Source organism: Oceanobacillus picturae (genome assembly GCF_000612865.1).
GTDB classification, from domain to species: domain Bacteria; phylum Bacillota; class Bacilli; order Bacillales; family Amphibacillaceae; genus Oceanobacillus_B; species Oceanobacillus_B jordanicus.
Map to the genome: position 1 here is coordinate 163,234 of NZ_CCAX010000001.1, position 16,261 is coordinate 179,494.

General features: G+C 38.8%; 12 protein-coding genes, 1 pseudogene and 1 other annotated feature. Of the genes and pseudogenes, 10 read left to right on the forward strand and 3 right to left on the reverse strand.

From position 1 onward, the window contains the following. The first annotated feature begins 22 nt into the window (after positions 1–22). The 3 genes from hemL (at position 23) to BN988_RS00825 (ending at position 3,996) form a co-directional block, all read left to right on the forward strand. Positions 23–1,312: a glutamate-1-semialdehyde 2,1-aminomutase gene (hemL, locus tag BN988_RS00815; RefSeq protein WP_036572253.1), complete on the forward strand. Its 1,290-nt coding sequence runs from the start codon at positions 23–25 to the stop codon at positions 1,310–1,312. Between the two features lie 419 nt (positions 1,313–1,731). Beyond that, the gene (gene spoVID / locus BN988_RS00820; RefSeq protein ID WP_036572254.1) at positions 1,732–2,901 is read left to right on the forward strand and encodes a stage VI sporulation protein D; all 1,170 of its coding nucleotides are present in this window, start codon (positions 1,732–1,734) and stop codon (positions 2,899–2,901) included. Between the two features lie 81 nt (positions 2,902–2,982). Continuing rightward, a complete protein-coding gene (locus BN988_RS00825) occupies positions 2,983–3,996 on the forward strand; it encodes a phosphotransferase (protein WP_036572256.1) in 1,014 nt (337 codons plus the stop codon). Here BN988_RS00825 and BN988_RS00830 read toward each other — a convergent pair. Beyond that, a complete protein-coding gene (locus BN988_RS00830) occupies positions 3,993–4,181 on the reverse strand; it encodes a hypothetical protein (protein ID WP_036572259.1) in 189 nt (62 codons plus the stop codon). The two genes, BN988_RS00825 and BN988_RS00830, sit on opposite strands and share 4 nt — an antisense overlap. A 137-nt stretch (positions 4,182–4,318) precedes the next feature. Next, positions 4,319–4,557: a binding site (T-box leader), on the forward strand. Positions 4,558–4,723: 166 nt separating this feature from the next. Between BN988_RS00830 and BN988_RS00835 the strand changes: the two genes are divergently transcribed. After that, positions 4,724–7,369 (forward strand): valine--tRNA ligase, encoded by a 2,646-nt coding sequence (locus BN988_RS00835; protein ID WP_036572261.1) that lies wholly within the window; start codon positions 4,724–4,726, stop codon positions 7,367–7,369. Positions 7,370–7,674: 305 nt separating this feature from the next. Here the strand turns inward: BN988_RS00835 and BN988_RS00840 are convergent, their stop codons facing one another. Continuing rightward, a complete protein-coding gene (locus BN988_RS00840) occupies positions 7,675–8,553 on the reverse strand; it encodes an ATP-grasp domain-containing protein (RefSeq protein ID WP_036572263.1) in 879 nt (292 codons plus the stop codon). Next, the gene (locus BN988_RS00845; RefSeq protein ID WP_036572264.1) at positions 8,546–9,463 is read right to left on the reverse strand and encodes an ATP-grasp domain-containing protein; all 918 of its coding nucleotides are present in this window, start codon (positions 9,461–9,463) and stop codon (positions 8,546–8,548) included. Before BN988_RS00845 ends, BN988_RS00840 begins: the two co-directional genes overlap by 8 nt. A gap of 86 nt (positions 9,464–9,549) precedes the next feature. On the opposite strand from BN988_RS00845, the gene BN988_RS00850 reads away from it, so the two are divergent. The 6 genes and pseudogenes from BN988_RS00850 (at position 9,550) to mreD (ending at position 16,146) form a co-directional block, all read left to right on the forward strand. Next, complete coding sequence (locus tag BN988_RS00850) at positions 9,550–10,830, forward strand: bifunctional folylpolyglutamate synthase/dihydrofolate synthase (protein WP_036572268.1); 1,281 nt, start codon at positions 9,550–9,552, stop codon at positions 10,828–10,830. Positions 10,831–10,978: 148 nt separating this feature from the next. Further along, complete coding sequence (locus BN988_RS00855; RefSeq protein WP_036572270.1) at positions 10,979–11,884, forward strand: SPOR domain-containing protein; 906 nt, start codon at positions 10,979–10,981, stop codon at positions 11,882–11,884. 176 nt (positions 11,885–12,060) lie between these two features. Then, positions 12,061–12,748 (forward strand): annotated as a pseudogene (gene radC, locus BN988_RS00860) (RadC family protein). 918 nt (positions 12,749–13,666) lie between these two features. Beyond that, positions 13,667–14,707 carry a rod shape-determining protein gene (locus BN988_RS00865; RefSeq protein WP_036572273.1) on the forward strand — a complete coding sequence of 347 codons (1,041 nt, stop codon included), beginning with the start codon at positions 13,667–13,669 and terminating at the stop codon, positions 14,705–14,707. A gap of 12 nt (positions 14,708–14,719) precedes the next feature. Next, entirely contained in the window at positions 14,720–15,610 is an 891-nt protein-coding gene (gene mreC, locus BN988_RS00870) for a rod shape-determining protein MreC (RefSeq protein ID WP_036572275.1), read from the forward strand. Then, entirely contained in the window at positions 15,607–16,146 is a 540-nt protein-coding gene (gene mreD, locus BN988_RS00875) for a rod shape-determining protein MreD (protein WP_036572277.1), read from the forward strand. The genes mreC and mreD overlap by 4 nt, the downstream gene beginning before the upstream one ends. Positions 16,147–16,261: the final 115 nt, after the last annotated feature.

Below are 16,261 nucleotides of genomic sequence, written 5' to 3' on the forward strand. Positions count from 1 at the left end.
CAATAGAGGTGATTGATTCGATATGATTAATTTAACAAATTCAGAAGATGCATACAAAGAAGCGGTTGATTTAATGCCAGGCGGAGTAAATTCTCCTGTACGTGCATTTAAATCTGTTGGCATGTCACCTGTATTCATGCAATCAGGCAAAGGTTCCAGAATTTACGATATAGATGATAATGAATATATCGATTATGTACTTAGCTGGGGACCCCTTATATTAGGACATGCAGATGACCGAGTAGTTAGTAAATTAAAAGAAGTTGTTGAAAAAGGGACAAGCTTTGGTGCCCCAACTTTACTCGAAAATGAGTTGGCACAATTGGTTATAAATCGTGTGCCATCGATAGAAATGGTGAGAATGGTTAATTCTGGTACAGAGGCTACCATGAGTGCTTTAAGGCTTGCTAGAGGGTATACCGGAAGAGACAAAATTCTTAAATTTGAAGGGAATTATCACGGCCATGGTGACTCCTTACTTATTAAAGCAGGTTCGGGTGTAGCAACATTAGGTCTACCGGATAGTCCTGGTGTACCGAAAGGAGTAGCAGAGAATACCATTACTGTGCCTTATAATGACATGAAAAGTGTTCGCTATGCATTTGAACAATTTGGCGATGATATTGCTGCGGTAATTGTTGAACCGGTTTCCGGTAATATGGGTGTTGTTCCTCCACAGGATTCCTTCCTGCAGGATTTACGTACCATCACGGAAGAAAATGGTACACTTCTTATCTTTGATGAGGTAATGACAGGGTTCCGTGTAGGTTTCCATTGTGCTCAAGGCCATTTCGGAGTGACACCAGATTTAACATGCCTTGGGAAAGTGATTGGAGGCGGTTTGCCAGTAGGTGCTTACGGTGGTAAGCGTGAAATTATGGAAAAGGTAGCTCCAACGGGGACAATTTATCAAGCAGGTACCTTATCAGGTAACCCACTTGCCATGACGGCAGGACTGGAGACACTCAGTGCTTTAGACAAATCCTCCTATGAGCAAATAAATAAAAAAGTTGATCGCTTGATGGAAGGGTTTAAAGAAGCTGCTCATGCCCATGACATTCCACTGCAGATTAATCGGTCGGGTTCCATGGTAGGTGTCTTCTTTACTGATCAAGAGGTAATTAATTATGAGACTGCACAATCAGCCAACTTAGATTATTTTGCTCAATATTATAGAGCGATGATGGAGCAGGGAGTATTCCTTCCACCTTCACAATTTGAAGGATTATTCCTTTCTACCTCACACACTGATGAAGATATTGAAAAGACAATTAGTGCTGTTAACCATGCCTTTGCGTCAATAAAAAAATAATTTCAAAACTTTGCTATAGAAACGCCGCGTGTGATTCGAATTCCTTGAGAAGCCGAGTCAACGCGGCGTTTCATTTTTATTGAAATGAATGAGTATTCATTTATCGTGGTGAAACCGTCCGTAAGACACCCGCTTCAAACATGAGGCCGAAACCGTTAGTTTTTAGCGGAGTAAACGGACGCTAGCACCCCGACTCGTTCAGCTAACAATCAGTGGGGGAAGAATGAAAACTCCACTGATTGAAGTTTCACTTTACAAGCTTTGAAAGTGAATTTTTTCTACACATTTTTACCTGGTATGTCCATTCTTTTTTGGGGTTATAGACAGAATCGGCTAAATCAAGCATATCCCTAATTTGTCGTTCATATAGATGAATAAGACATATAAACATATGGAATATGTTGAAGGGAGGAAGCTAGGTGTCAAATGATCGCTCAGTTTTTAGTTTTGAATTGAATGAAGTTCTTTCTTTTGAAAGAGGTCAGGAAGTCGCGGAGATGAAAGGCATTTCGTTAGAACCTGATATTTCGATACAACCTTTTAATGAATATATTTCAATACGTGGAGTTATTGAGTTAAAAGGGGAATATCAGAAGGTTGCTTCTCAGAAAGAAGATACGATTGAGCTAGAAGACTATCAAGCAAAACGTTTTGTTGAAAAAGTCGAAGAATACCCAGATGGTAGAGTTGAATTTACCCACCGTTTCCCAGTGGAAATTTCTGTACCTACTTATCGCGTACACAATCTTAATGACGTTTCAGTCTATATCGATTCCTTTGATTACGAGATTCCAGATGAAAGTAGTCTTAAGCTATATTCTACCATTGAGATATATGGGATAAGTGAAATAAAGGAAACACCGAGAAATGAAATAGACCAAGCAAACGTGGAAGAGGTAGCGAACGCAGAGCAAGAATTAAGAGATGACACGGAACAACCACATCTTTCATCTAAGACGCTAGAAGAGGATGAGCAGCCAGATGCAATAGGCAATGAAGAAAGGGAAGAAAGCGAAGAAAGCGAAATACAAGATGACGAATCTCTAATAGATAGAGAAAAATTGGATTTCGAGTTTGAGTTAAAAGAAAAAGAAGAGCCATCAGAAGAGGTTAAAGCCTTTCCGTTTTCTCCTCCTGAAATTCCAGAGCTTAAAAAAGAGTTGGATGATGGTATTAAAGAAGAACCAGAAGAAGGCAGATGGAAATATAAAGAAACGAAGTCCTTTAGTGAGTTTTTTAACAAATCTGCATCAGAAGAAAGTAGTAGTGAAAGTGAATCTGAGATATTAGATGTAGAAGAAAACGAAGAAGATTGGGAAGAATCCACGGTAGAGTATGACGTACAGGATAGTTCAGAAAACCGTGAAGACCCTGTTCAAGATGTTAGCTACCTATCAGACATGTTCCGTGATAGTGAGGAGGAAAAATATACAAAGATGCGTCTTTGTATCGTGCAAGAAAGGGATACAATCGAATCTATTGCAGAGCGCTATCAGGTTACAACACTACAACTTATCAAGCAAAACCAGCTCGATGACGAATTTGAAGTGTCAGAAGGACAACTGTTATACATTCCAAAGAAGAGATAAATTTAATTCACTGCCCCTTGATTAAAAACAAGGGGTAGTACTTATTTAGGAATAACAATTCCTCTAAGGTGGTGAGCTAGAATGGAAGCCGAAAATATATTGCAGTCTTATTCTGTATACCCATTGTCTATAGAAAAGATTACGAAACGTTTGTGGAAGATAAGCGATGGAAACCGCAACTATGCACTAAAAGAAAGCAAGCTGTCTTCCAGTACGATCGTAAATTGGGAAAAGTCATTTAAATTGGCTGAGTATCATCAGCTACATGCTATTTTGCCAGTATATATGACAAGAAATGGTCAACTATATCAGGAGCATCTCGGAAGCTTTTATTATCTTAGTCCATGGGTCGACCATGATAACGGTAGAGGCACGGAACGAAACATTGCCGATTTTTATAGCAACCTTGGTGCTGTGCATGCAAAAACGAAACAGACTAAACAAATTGAAAAAGACACTTTCGTTCGTGAATTTGGTACATACAAGCAGGCTTGTGAAACACTTTTTAATGAATTAAACAGAACGGTTGATCGTTTTGAGCGAAACCACTATATGTCTCCATTTGAATTATTGGTATGCTCACAGTTTCGCGATATTGACATGGTGTTTCAGGTTTTGAATAAACGCCTGGACCAACTTGTTTATGTGTCCAACGATGAGCAAGTAACCTGGAATAGTAGTTTTTGTCATGGGCAGTTAAGCAGAGATCATATAGTGCATCACAACAGTGCCCAGCTTATTAATTGGGAACAAGCTCGATATGAGAATGCTACAATGGATTTAGTGCGTTTTTATCGTTCCGAAACGCTTGATTATGATGCCCCAATAACTGCCTATACAGAGGAATTTCATTCTTACATAAAGGAAAATGAACTAACTGAAAAAGAGTTACAGCTTTTGACCATCCATTTACTGCACCCATCTTCCTATTTTCGGTTAGTTCAAGAATATCTTGAAGACCCTTCAAATCAAACAATGTTAGCGAGAACGAGACAATTACAACGTGCATACAGACAGCTAACTTTTGGCCTGCAATGGTCTGATTATGTGGAAAAGGAGCATGAAATAATAAATTTTGATGATCTAGATAGCTAAATCCACTCCAAATAAAAAGCTATAAAGACCCCAACGATTAAACCAAGTAAAAAAACATCAAATGTAGTCGGAAAAAATAATGTGCGGACTAACTGAAATATCAGGATAGGTAATGTGACCTTTTCGGCTATAAACAAGCAGTTTCTTGCCCATGGTGGGAGTTTATATCGGTAATAACGGGCCATTATAATCTTCTCCTTTCTACCCCTTCACTTTTTGTGTGTGTTTTAATATACTATGTATAAACATAGGGTGATTGTGCAACCCTGCTAAATAATAGTTGACGTAAATACAGCTTAACTATAAAATGTATCTAGATATTATAATAGTGATGATGGAGAAGAGTACAGAATGAGCTGTCTAAAGAGAGGGAAACAGATGGTGAAAGTTTCCCGGCTGAGCGTGTTCTGGAAGGTCGCTCCTGATGCTGCATCTTTGAACGCTTACGTTAGTAGGAGAATGCCGGTTACAAACCGTTATCAATTAATGAAGTGTACAGGTCTGTATGTGACCTGTAAACAAAGGTGGTACCACGGAAAATAGAACTTTTTCGTCCTTTCTATAGGATGAAAAGGTTTTTTTTACGTTAAAAAGTATAAAATTTTTAGCTAGGGAGAAGTGACGACGTAGGTAAAAATTAAAAGTACCAAGTATAAGAAAGACGTACAGATTCGTTAACCGACTAGCGATTGCTATTTTTTCTAAATGGAAAAAGGAGGATTAAGATATGAGTGAACAAGAAAAACAAGCACTGTCTGCAAAGTATAACCCGCAGGAAGTAGAAGAAAACAGGTATCAATTTTGGTTAGATGGAAAGTACTTTGAAGCAGAAGGGAAGGATTCTAAGAAAGAGGCCTATTCTATTGTAATTCCGCCACCTAACGTAACAGGAAGACTCCACCTTGGCCATGCATGGGATACGACCATGCAGGATACGATCTCAAGAATGAAGCGAATGCAAGGATATGATGTACTATGGCTTCCTGGTATGGACCATGCTGGCATCGCTACTCAGGCTAAAGTAGAAGCGAAGCTAAAGGAACAAGGAACGAACCGCTATGAGCTAGGTAGAGAGAAATTTCTCGAAACTGCTTGGGAATGGAAATCCGAATATGCAGATTTTATTCGTTCACAGTGGGAAAAATTAGGCTTAGGATTAGATTATTCTCGTGAACGCTTTACGCTTGATAATGGATTGTCAGAGGCAGTTAAAGAAGTGTTCGTTAAACTGTATGAAAAGGGCTGGATTTATCGTGGCGAGTATATTATTAACTGGGACCCGAAAACCAAAACCGCACTTTCAGACATTGAGGTTATTTACGAGGAAGTACAGGGGAAATTTTATCACTTACGTTATCCAATTAAGGATAGTGATGAGTATATCGAAATAGCCACCACTCGACCTGAAACGATGCTTGGTGATACAGCAGTTGCCGTACATCCGAAAGACGAGCGTTATAGCCATTTAATTGGTAAGAGAGTTATCTTACCAATTACTGGTCGGGAAATAGAAATTGTTGCCGATGATTATGTAGATAGAGAATTTGGTTCAGGAGCTGTTAAAATAACTCCCGCACATGATCCGAATGATTTTGAAATTGGAAATCGACACAATCTGGAAAGAGTCCTTGTCATGAATGAGGATGGAACAATGAATGAAAAGGCTGGGAAATACGAAGGTTTAGATCGTTTTGATTGCCGTAAGCAGATTGTGAAGGATCTTGAGGATATGGGCGTGCTATTTAAAATAGAAGATCATATTCATCAAGTAGGACATTCGGAAAGAAGTGGAGCGGTTGTAGAGCCTTACTTGTCTACACAATGGTTTGTAGATATGCAACCACTGGCAGATGCTGCAGTGGAAATGCAACAAACAGAAGATAAAGTCAATTTTGTACCAGATCGATTTGAACGCACCTATCTAAACTGGATGGATAATATTCGAGACTGGTGTATCTCTCGACAGTTATGGTGGGGCCATCGGATTCCTGCTTGGTATCATAAAGAAACAAATGAATTGTATGTTGGCAAAGAAGCTCCGGAAGACAGTGAAAACTGGGTACAGGATGAGGATGTACTTGATACATGGTTCTCTTCTGCATTGTGGCCATTTTCTACAATGGGCTGGCCAGATACAGATTCAGACGATTTCAAACGATATTTCCCAACAGGTGTATTGGTGACTGGATATGACATTATCTTTTTCTGGGTTGCACGAATGATCTTCCAATCGAAGGAATTCACCGACGTTAAACCTTTTAATGACGTATTAATTCATGGATTAATACGCGATGCAGAAGGCCGGAAAATGAGTAAATCCCTTGGAAACGGTGTTGATCCAATGGATGTAATCGAAAAATATGGAGCAGACTCTCTACGGTATTTCTTATTAACAGGGTCTACCCCAGGGCAGGATCTCCGTTTCCATTGGGAGAAAGTTGAATCAACTTGGAATTTTGCCAATAAAGTATGGAATGCTTCTAGATTCTCACTAATGAATATGGAAGGCTTTACGTATGAAGATATTGATTTGTCAGGGGAAAAATCTCTAGCAGATAAATGGATACTGGCCAGACTTAATGAGACAATTGGACATGTAACAAAAAATAATGAGAAATACGAGTTCGGTGAAGCGGGCCGTCATTTATACAACTTTATATGGGATGATTTGTGTGATTGGTATATTGAGATGGCAAAACTACCATTGTATGGTGAGGATGAAGACCGGAAAAAGACAACTCGCTCTGTACTTGCCTATGTTTTAGATCAGACGATGCGTATGTTGCACCCATTCATGCCATTTATTACAGAAGAAATTTGGCAACAGTTACCACATGAAGGATCTTCTATCACCATTGCAAAATGGCCAGAAGAAAATCCTGCATTTGATAACGAACAAGCGGTAAATGAAATGAAACGTCTCGTTTCGATCATCAAATCAGTGCGAAATATTCGAGCTGAAGTAGACACACCAATGTCTAAACAAATTAAACTGCTTATCCAAACCGAATCAGCTGTAATTTCAACAGAGTTAGAACATAACCGTCATTATCTTGAACGTTTTTGTAATACAAGTGAGTTAGAAATAGCTGAGAAGGTTTCAGTACCTGAGAAGGCGATGAGTTCGGTGGTTACTGGAGCGGAGCTTTTCTTCCCACTTGAAGGGTTAATTGATTTCGAAAAAGAATTAGAGCGGCTTGAAAATGAGTTGGCTAAATGGACGAAAGAAGTGGAACGTGTTCAGAAAAAGTTAGCAAATCAAGGGTTCGTCAGCAAGGCGCCAGAGCATGTAGTAGAAGAAGAGAAACAGAAAGAAAAAGATTATTTAGATAAGCAAGCCAAAGTGAAAGCAAGATTACAGGAATTGAAATAACGTTAAGTTAAAGAGGTCGTGACATAACTTATTTTACACGTTAGGAAAGTATACAATTTCAGCAAGGAAGCAAAGTCGACGCAGTTGAAATTTTAAGGTTCCAAGTATAAGAAAAACGTACACATTCGCTAAAGGATGAGCGAAGGCGAGTTTTTCTAATTAGTGAAAAACTAGATGTGATATAGGATCTCTTATTATCACACCTGAAATACACTTCAAAATTAGGATGTCACTTCTTTTGCAAATGAAAAGTCCGAACTAGATTGAGTAGAAAACAATCATAGTTCGGACTTCTTTTTTAATAGTTATGTTCGAGCTTGGTGGTTCCTGTTCAATTCATCTTTAATATGCTGAATATAGATCTTTAAAATATTGACATCACTTACAGCACTAAGTGTCCTGGAACCAACAATGTCTTCTATTTCGTTAAACAGAAGGGTTCCTTTTTCATCCAATAGAAAGTCAATACCAACCATTCCAAATTCAAATGAAGCGATGATTTTTTCAATTTGACTTTGTTCCTTCTCACTTAATACATAAGCTTCAGCAGATCCACCAAGTTTGTAATTGGCACGGAAGTCTTTGTCACTCTTTCGCAAGACTGCCCCAATTATTTTATTCCCTACCACAAATACACGAATGTCTTTACCAAGTTGTACCTTACATGACTGGATCACCATATAGTCAGAATCAATGGAAGGGATTGATTGTTCGAACATGGAGATATCCTCGATCAAGAATACCTGGGACCCACCTCTACCACGCGGTTCTTTTAAAACAAATGGAAAATCGATAGGAGGTTGTCCATGCAAAGCATCTTCTTTTCTAAGGAAAAAGCTGTCTAACATTGGAATACCTAATCGTTGTATAGCAAGATGAGTCATTGCCTTGTTGTTTGCCATATATGATATTGCAGATGAGTTAAAGACATGAATACCAATGAACTCAAGTTGTTTGCTTAACAATGTATCGATTGTTCTTATAACGGCAAAGTGTGGAAAGGAGACGAACTCACCTTTCCATTTTATTATAGGCTGATCATTACTTATCCCAATGAGGAGATCTTCTCTATAAATTAGGGAAAGCAAGACATCTTGCTGGGAAGCCTCTGATATAAACCAGTCTATATACGAGCGATTTTCCTCTGCTTTTTCTTTATCATAAATAAGCCACCCATTAATCATGGCTATTCCTTATTCTTCCATCCTTAATAACTTCTAAAACATACTGCACCATATGGTCGGCGACATTTATTCCAGTGCAATCAAACATGCTGCGTATATGGGCGTTAGAATTAATCTCACAAACGATGGGGTATTCGTCTTCACCAATAAGTAGGTCCACTCCAGCAAAATCTGCTCCTATTGCCTTGGTCGCGGCTATAGCCAGCTCTTCTTCTTGAACTGAAGGAGTGTAAGTTTGAGTGGTGCCGCCGGCAGATACATTAGCGCGAAAATCATTCAATGATTGTCGTTTCATGGCAGCCACCACTTGATCGCCGACTACGTGAAGCCTAAGATCTTTTCCAAAGCTGGAGGAAATAAAAGCTTGATAAAGATATGGTTTCCCTTGAAGTTCAAGTACCTTTTTGTGTAGTTCATCTTCGTCATGGATTAGATAAACTTGCTCGCCAAATGACCCAAAAGCTTCTTTTATTATTAGAGGAAAGCCGAGCTCTTTGGCAATGATATGTACGTCCTCTAAATGAGTATTGTCTTTCATAAATACCTTCGGGGCCACAATAGTAGCTGGCAGGGGAATATTATATTGGGATAGTTGCTGAAACGTAGCGATTTTGTCATCACTTACCTCAATTGCAGATGAACGATTGAACACTGGAATTCCAAGTAGTTCCAGTTGCTTTGCCAGATAGATATCTTTATCAGCGAAAACGACATAATCCGGTAATGATGGCGAATTATCAGATAAGATTTTTATATTATTTGTTTGTAATGATACAAGCAACTCATTATTTTTATAGATAGTTGTGGAACTCCCTTGCTTTAAGGCTGCCTCTTGTATCCATTCAGCAAAGTCGAGAAACTTGTTACCTTTTAGACTTCCATTATAAACAATCCAACCGTGTAAATTCATGAGAATGCTCCTTTCTGCTATACTAATTCTAGTTTAGAATTTCTAGAACTTAAACTATCATAATACACTATAGGCAGGGGATATATATGTTTGCAACATTTGACCAGGTGGTTGATTTCTTTGAACAAAGAAAAACTTTCGGAATCAAACCAGGCCTTGAGCGAATAAAAGCACTATTGAGACTTTCCGGCGAACCTCAAAAACAGATGAAAGCTATTCATATTGCTGGTACGAACGGCAAAGGATCAACCTCTCATTTCTTAAAAGACGCACTTATAGCCAATAACTACAAAACAGGGCTATTCTCATCGCCTAGTCAAACGCTAACGGGGCATATTTGGATCCAAGACAGACCAATCACGGAAGCTGCGTTCATTATAGAGTTAAATAGACTCTACCCAGTTATTAACGTACTCGATGAGCAAGATATGCATCCGACAGAGTTTGAGATTATGACAGCAATCGCTTGTCTCTATTTTTCCCAGCACACCGATATTGCTGTTATAGAGGCTGGTATGGGTGGTAGGGAGGATACCACAAATTGTTTTGTACCGATCCTATCCATTATAACAAATGTGGCTATGGATCATACTGGCTTTTTGGGTGAACGTATAGAGCAAATTGCCTACCATAAGGCTGGTATTATAAAAAAAGGAATACCTGTTATTACAGGTGATCTGAAGCTGAATGCAAATCGCGTCATTGTAGAGGAAGCAAACAGGTGTGAAGCAGATCTTTATCAACTCGGCGACCACTTTACCATTCGTACACCAGTAATTAAAAACGATTTACAACATGTGACGTGGCAGGATGGCTCTCCCATGACTCACACATTGCAACTGCAAATGAAAGGCGTTCATCAGGCGGAAAATGCTGCTTTAGCAGTAAAGGCAATAAAACTACTTAAGCAAAAAGGTTATATGATGGATCTATCTGTTGCCCTAACCGCTATGAAGCATACAAAAGTGCCTGGAAGATTTGAGCAAGTTTGTCACGATCCGCAGGTAATCTTGGATGGTGCACATAACCCAGACGGGATTGAGTCTTTCCTTTCTTCTGTACAGACCTATTATCCGAGCAAGGAAAGACATCTTTTGTTTGGTGTTTTTAAGGACAAAGACGTGGAGGTAATGCTAGACAAACTGCGGTCTTATTTTGCTACGATAACCTTAACAACCTTCGATCATCCTCGTGCAGCTAGTAAAGATGAACTTCAATCATTTCTTGTTAACGACCCTTCTCTGTACTTTGTTCCATGGCGGGAAGCGGTTAGTGCTATGAATGATGCAAAAGCTGTTTATTTTATTACAGGCTCTCTTCACTTTATTATGCAGGTTGAAGACTTTTTCGATATATGTAAAAGATAAAATCTGTCGTTAAAAATTGATTAGCAACGTTTTAAAACGGCGATTTATGTCTAAAGGTTTTTTGATAGTGTGACAAGATTCTTCTTACTTTTCAAACGACGTATGCTAGAGTGTGTGTAACTACCATTCCAGTATCGGAGGGGAAAATGTGGACAAGGACAAAATGGTCGTGTTGTGGGAAAACGGGAAGCAGATTAAGGTAAAAGTAAATACCTCTTCAAGTAATTTGTCTGACCCCCGATCCAAGGAAGAAGCAGCAGCATCGGTGGAACGACTGCAGGATAATGAGGACGTACCACTTTTTCAAAGAAAGATGCCAAATAAATTTAATTCAAAATCGAATAAGCCTAAACGTTGGGGGGCTCTTAAGCCTGTTTTGCTTACCATTGCATCTGCATTGGGGGTAGGGACATTATTGGGAATTATCATGCTTCGAATGTTTGGCACGATTGATCCAGAGGTACCAACAAATGGTAGTGCTGCTGTCCCAGCAGAAATAGAAACAGCTAATGAGGAAAGTAGTAATGCCGAAGTAGCACTTGAACCAGTGAACGCTTTTGTTTTACAAGCAGGTGTTTTTTCAGGGAGAGAGAATGCTTCAGAATGGGCTGAAACATATAAAGAAGCTGGCGTATCGACCATTTTGTGGGAGAAAGACAATCAATTCTATCTCCTGGCAGGAATGGCACAAGATAAAGAGGGAGCAACACAGCTTCGGGACGAGATGACCAAGGACGGGTTAGAATTTTATGTGAAGGAATGGAGTACTGGAGCAGGCACGTTGCATGTATCAGAAGATAACAAAGCTTGGTTAGAGCAGTTGCAAAAAAACTGGATTGAAACCAAAAAGGGACTTTCAAATGAACGTCCTTTTGAAAAAGAATCATGGGACAAGTTGGCTCAACTAATACCCAAACAAGCTGGTCAATTCAGTCCACTTGCTGAAGAAGTGAGAAAAAGCGCGGAATTGGCAGAAGATTTAACTTCACAAAAGGCACAACATCAACTTCTTTTGTTGTGGAATCTCTATACGAATTCAGCGGATAAGCAATAATAGAGTAACTACAAACAATTAGATTATCTAATGACTAACCTATTTAAATAACGCATTTTATCTAGTAGAAAAAGCATATTTACCAAAAAAGCTAATGACGGAAATATTATTTTATAGAGTTGTGCTGTTCGCTAGTAATTATATAATGGAGGATATTAAAGAAAGGATGATAGACGATGACAGTTTCCTCCATTATGATTAAAAATGTTCCCAAAAATGATCGCCCTCGCGAAAGGATGCTGGAGTATGGTGCAGATCACTTATCAAACCAGGAATTACTGGCTATCTTGCTTGGTACGGGGACGAAAGCTGAATCTGTAATGGCCCTTTCAAATCGTGTACTTATGCATTTTGAAGGGCTCAAACTGTTGCATGATGCAACAATCGAAGAATTGACCGCTATTAAAGGGATTGGTTCTGCAAAAGGTGTTCAACTCTTATCCGCAATTGAACTGGGAAAGCGTATGAATCAATACAAACCGGATGTTCGTTATGTCATTCGATCCCCAGAAGACGGAGCGAATTATGTCATGGAAGAAATGCGCAGTTTACGACAAGAGCACTTTGTTGTTCTCTTCCTAGACGAAGAATCAAGTCATTCATAGGCAAACCATTTTTATCGGCAGTCTCAATGCTTCCATCGTTCACCCTAGAGAAGTATTCAGAGAGGCAGTCAAACGTTCAGCAGCTTCTATTATTGTCATCCACAACCACCCTTCAGGTGACCCCACCCCCTCTAAAGAAGATATCCATGTAACGAGAAGATTAGTTGACTCAGGAAAAATGATCGGTATTGAGCTATTAGATCATCTTATTATCGGGGATCGCAAATTTGTCTCTTTGAAAGAAAAAGGATATGTGTAAATAGAAAGACTAAGCGTGGCAACTCTAATCTAATATGTTTCGATTGGAGGTTTAATTGCACTTTAATGAGAATAGATTATTAGATGGTAAATAGTATTAACGGAAAATGCCCAACTCGAATATTTTATTTATAAGATGTAAATGTACAGGGGTTGGGACGTATGAATAAGAAATACAGAAATAATTCAAAAAGCTACACCAGAACAAGATGCAACACTTGCTGGAAGTCTAAAAGTCGCCTGGGTCGCAGGATTACTCAGTACATTAGGAGATGCATTAGGGACCTATGCGGCATCATTAGCTATTGAAGAAGCGATCGAAGATGAAGCCCTACAGAATAAAAAAGATGAACAGTTAGAAAAAAGGCTAGAAAATCTGGAAAGGCAGTTAGAGACAATTCAAAACATGTTAAAATCGAAATAATTGACGATTATAGTTAATTCTGGCACGTAAAAAGGAAAAAAGGTCTGAGTTCAATTATTTTTTGAACTCAGATCGATTACAAATACTATCAAGAAACCAAAAATAAAAGGAATTAATGAAAAATAATTATTAGCATAGTACTTGCACCATACATAGCGAAATGTAACGCCACACTAACAAGAAAAAACAACATACAACAGAATTAAATTAGCTTACTTTATTTAAGATATGTATGTATAATATTGTTTGCAATCGAAACATGTTAAAAATCCTAATAGAGGTTATGGATAATACTATCTATTTTATGGATTTTCTCGTATAATTATATTGACGAACATATAGACAGCGCCATTTTTCGATTTTATTTTGAAAGTGGCGCTATTAAGATTGTTACTCAGACAGTCTTAAGTACGTGCATGTAATGAAGGTAAAGAACCTGACAGCACATAACATATAAATAATCGATATAGTGTGATTTTGGAGAGGGAGATTTGATTGGGAATTTTTAATTTATCTCAAGATTTGGGAATAGACTTGGGTACCGCCAATACTCTGGTTTTTGTAAAAGGAAAAGGCGTGGTAGTACGTGAACCTTCTGTTGTAGCGAAAAACATTCAAACAGGTGATGTGGAAGCAGTTGGAAACTCTGCCCGTAATATGATTGGCAGAACACCTGGTAACATTACAGTTATTCGTCCAATGAAGGACGGAGTAATAGCTGATTATGATACGACAGCAGTTATGATGAAATACTATATAAAAAAAGCAATGAAAAATCGATCTTATTTTGCAAAAAAACCAAACGTGATGGTTTGTGTTCCTTCAGGGATAACCATGGTGGAGGAAAGAGCTGTCATTGATGCCACTAAGCAAGCAGGTGCGAAAGAGGCATTTCCAATTTCAGAGCCATTTGCTGCAGCGATTGGTGCTGGCCTTCCGGTATGGGAACCGACTGGAAGTATGATTGTAGATATTGGTGGCGGAACTACAGAGGTAGCAGTGATTTCATTGGGTGGCGTTGTAACGAGCCAATCCATTCGTGTAGCTGGAGATGATATGGACGAGGCGATTATTTCCTATATTAAAAAGAATTATAATTTACTCATTGGTGAACGTTCTGCTGAGTCTATTAAAATGGATATTGGAACAGCAGGAGAAGTTACTGGAGACGATGAGATGGACATCCGGGGCCGGGATCTGTTAACAGGATTGCCGAAAACCATTACGATCACAGCAAAAGAAATTGCCACGTCGCTTGAAGATACGGTGACAGCTATTGTAGAATCTGTGAAGACCACGCTCGAGAAGACGCCACCCGAACTTGCGGCAGATATTATGGACCGTGGAATTGTTCTTTCAGGTGGAGGATCTCTTCTTCGAAACATTGACCAGGTTATCAGTGATGAAACAAAAATGCCTGTTTTTGTTACAGAGGACCCGCTAGAAAGTGTGGCAATCGGTACAGGTAAATCTTTAGATTACATTCAACATTTCCGTTCCCATCCGAATGTATCATCACGACCTACAATAGATTAAGCAGGTGTTAAGATGTCATTTTTACGTAGAAGAAAACTATTTATTTTTTTGATTGGCTTTATCGTCCTTGTTGCTTTGATTGGTTTCTCATTAAGGGATAGGGCGAATTTAACGATTGCCGAACAGTTTGTACTTGATACAGTAGGATTTGCACAAAAAGTAGTACACACACCAGTTAATTTTATAACCGACATCTTTACAAATATTGATGATTTTCGTGACACGTACACAGAAAACCAGGTATTGAAAGAGAAATTGGCAGAGTATAAAGGATTAATTTATGAAGTTCAAGGATTAAAAGCGGAGAATGAAGAGCTGAGAGAAATTGCGGATCTAAAGGAATCGGATCAATTGCGTAATTTTACGCCAATTCAAGCTTCTGTTATGTCTCGATCTCCGGAACGTTGGGTTGAACAAGTTACGATTAATAAGGGAAAAGATGATGGAGTGGCTGAGAACATGGCTGTCATTACACCCGACGGCATGATTGGAAAGATCCTTACTACATCTTCGTCTACTGCTAAGGTACAGTTATTAACAGGATTCGATCAATTTAACCGGATCTCTGCCTCTGTTTCTCGTGAAGACGGCGATAAAGATATAAGAGGTATGATAGAGGAATATGATGAAGAATCTGGCTCCCTTTTATTCCGAATAATAGAGGAATCAGATAAAGACCTTAAGGAAGGAGAGTTAGTATTCTCCTCCGGACTAGGCGGTGTTTTTCCTTCTGGTTTACCAATTGGTGAAGTGAAAGAAGTGGTACCAGACCAGTATGGGTTAACACGGACTGCTTTAGTAGAGCCAGCGGCCGATATGTATGATATTAACCAAGTAATCGTGGTGGACAGAGCCATGGATGAGGAAGAGGACACAGCAGACAGTGAGGAGGAGGCTGAATGAAGCGGCTATACCTCCCACTAATCCTGTTTCTATTTCTTGTATTGGAAGGTGTGGCACTCGATCTTTTGCCAGGAAGTCTTTTGACAGGGGACCTGCTGATTGTGCCGCACTGGGTTCTTATATTTCTAGTCTTTATCACGATTTTTTATGATAAGGAGACGACTTACTTTTCTATCATTTATGCACTTACTTTTGGTCTGTTAATTGATGTGGTATATACGGGAATATTAGGTGTATATATGTTTTCCTATGCATTTGCTATATATATTACTCACCTTTTGAATAAAATGTTGCACGGAAATATCCATGTCAGCATTTTATTGGGGGCTGTAGCGGTCATACTTTCCGATATTTCTATCCATGTTATTTATTTGGTAGCAGGAGTAAACGATATGATGTGGAAGGACTACTTTATGACACGTTTACTTCCAACACTTATTTCCAATCTTGTTTTCTTGGTCGTTCTTTATCCTATTGTGGTAAAGCGTCTTACTACTTGGGGACAAGAACAATTATCTAGAAGTAATACATTATAAAAAGTATTGTGCTACTATGTTTGTACCATTGAAGAAGTGTTTATAACGATCGGGTTCTTGAAAAGCTGATAGTAAGTTGAATTATTGCTAAGGTAACAGTAATGAGGTGAGTAAT

Coding starts and splice junctions, on each gene's coding strand:
- BN988_RS00850 (WP_036572268.1), top strand. CDS start 9,550: ATGTTTGCAACATTTGACCAGGTGGTTGATTTCTTTGAACAAAGAAAA.
- hemL (WP_036572253.1), top strand. CDS start 23: ATGATTAATTTAACAAATTCAGAAGATGCATACAAAGAAGCGGTTGAT.
- mreC (WP_036572275.1), top strand. CDS start 14,720: ATGTCATTTTTACGTAGAAGAAAACTATTTATTTTTTTGATTGGCTTT.
- BN988_RS00830 (WP_036572259.1), bottom strand. CDS start 4,181: ATGGCCCGTTATTACCGATATAAACTCCCACCATGGGCAAGAAACTGC.
- BN988_RS00845 (WP_036572264.1), bottom strand. CDS start 9,463: ATGAATTTACACGGTTGGATTGTTTATAATGGAAGTCTAAAAGGTAAC.
- mreD (WP_036572277.1), top strand. CDS start 15,607: ATGAAGCGGCTATACCTCCCACTAATCCTGTTTCTATTTCTTGTATTG.
- BN988_RS00840 (WP_036572263.1), bottom strand. CDS start 8,553: ATGATTAATGGGTGGCTTATTTATGATAAAGAAAAAGCAGAGGAAAAT.
- BN988_RS00825 (WP_036572256.1), top strand. CDS start 2,983: ATGGAAGCCGAAAATATATTGCAGTCTTATTCTGTATACCCATTGTCT.
- BN988_RS00835 (WP_036572261.1), top strand. CDS start 4,724: ATGAGTGAACAAGAAAAACAAGCACTGTCTGCAAAGTATAACCCGCAG.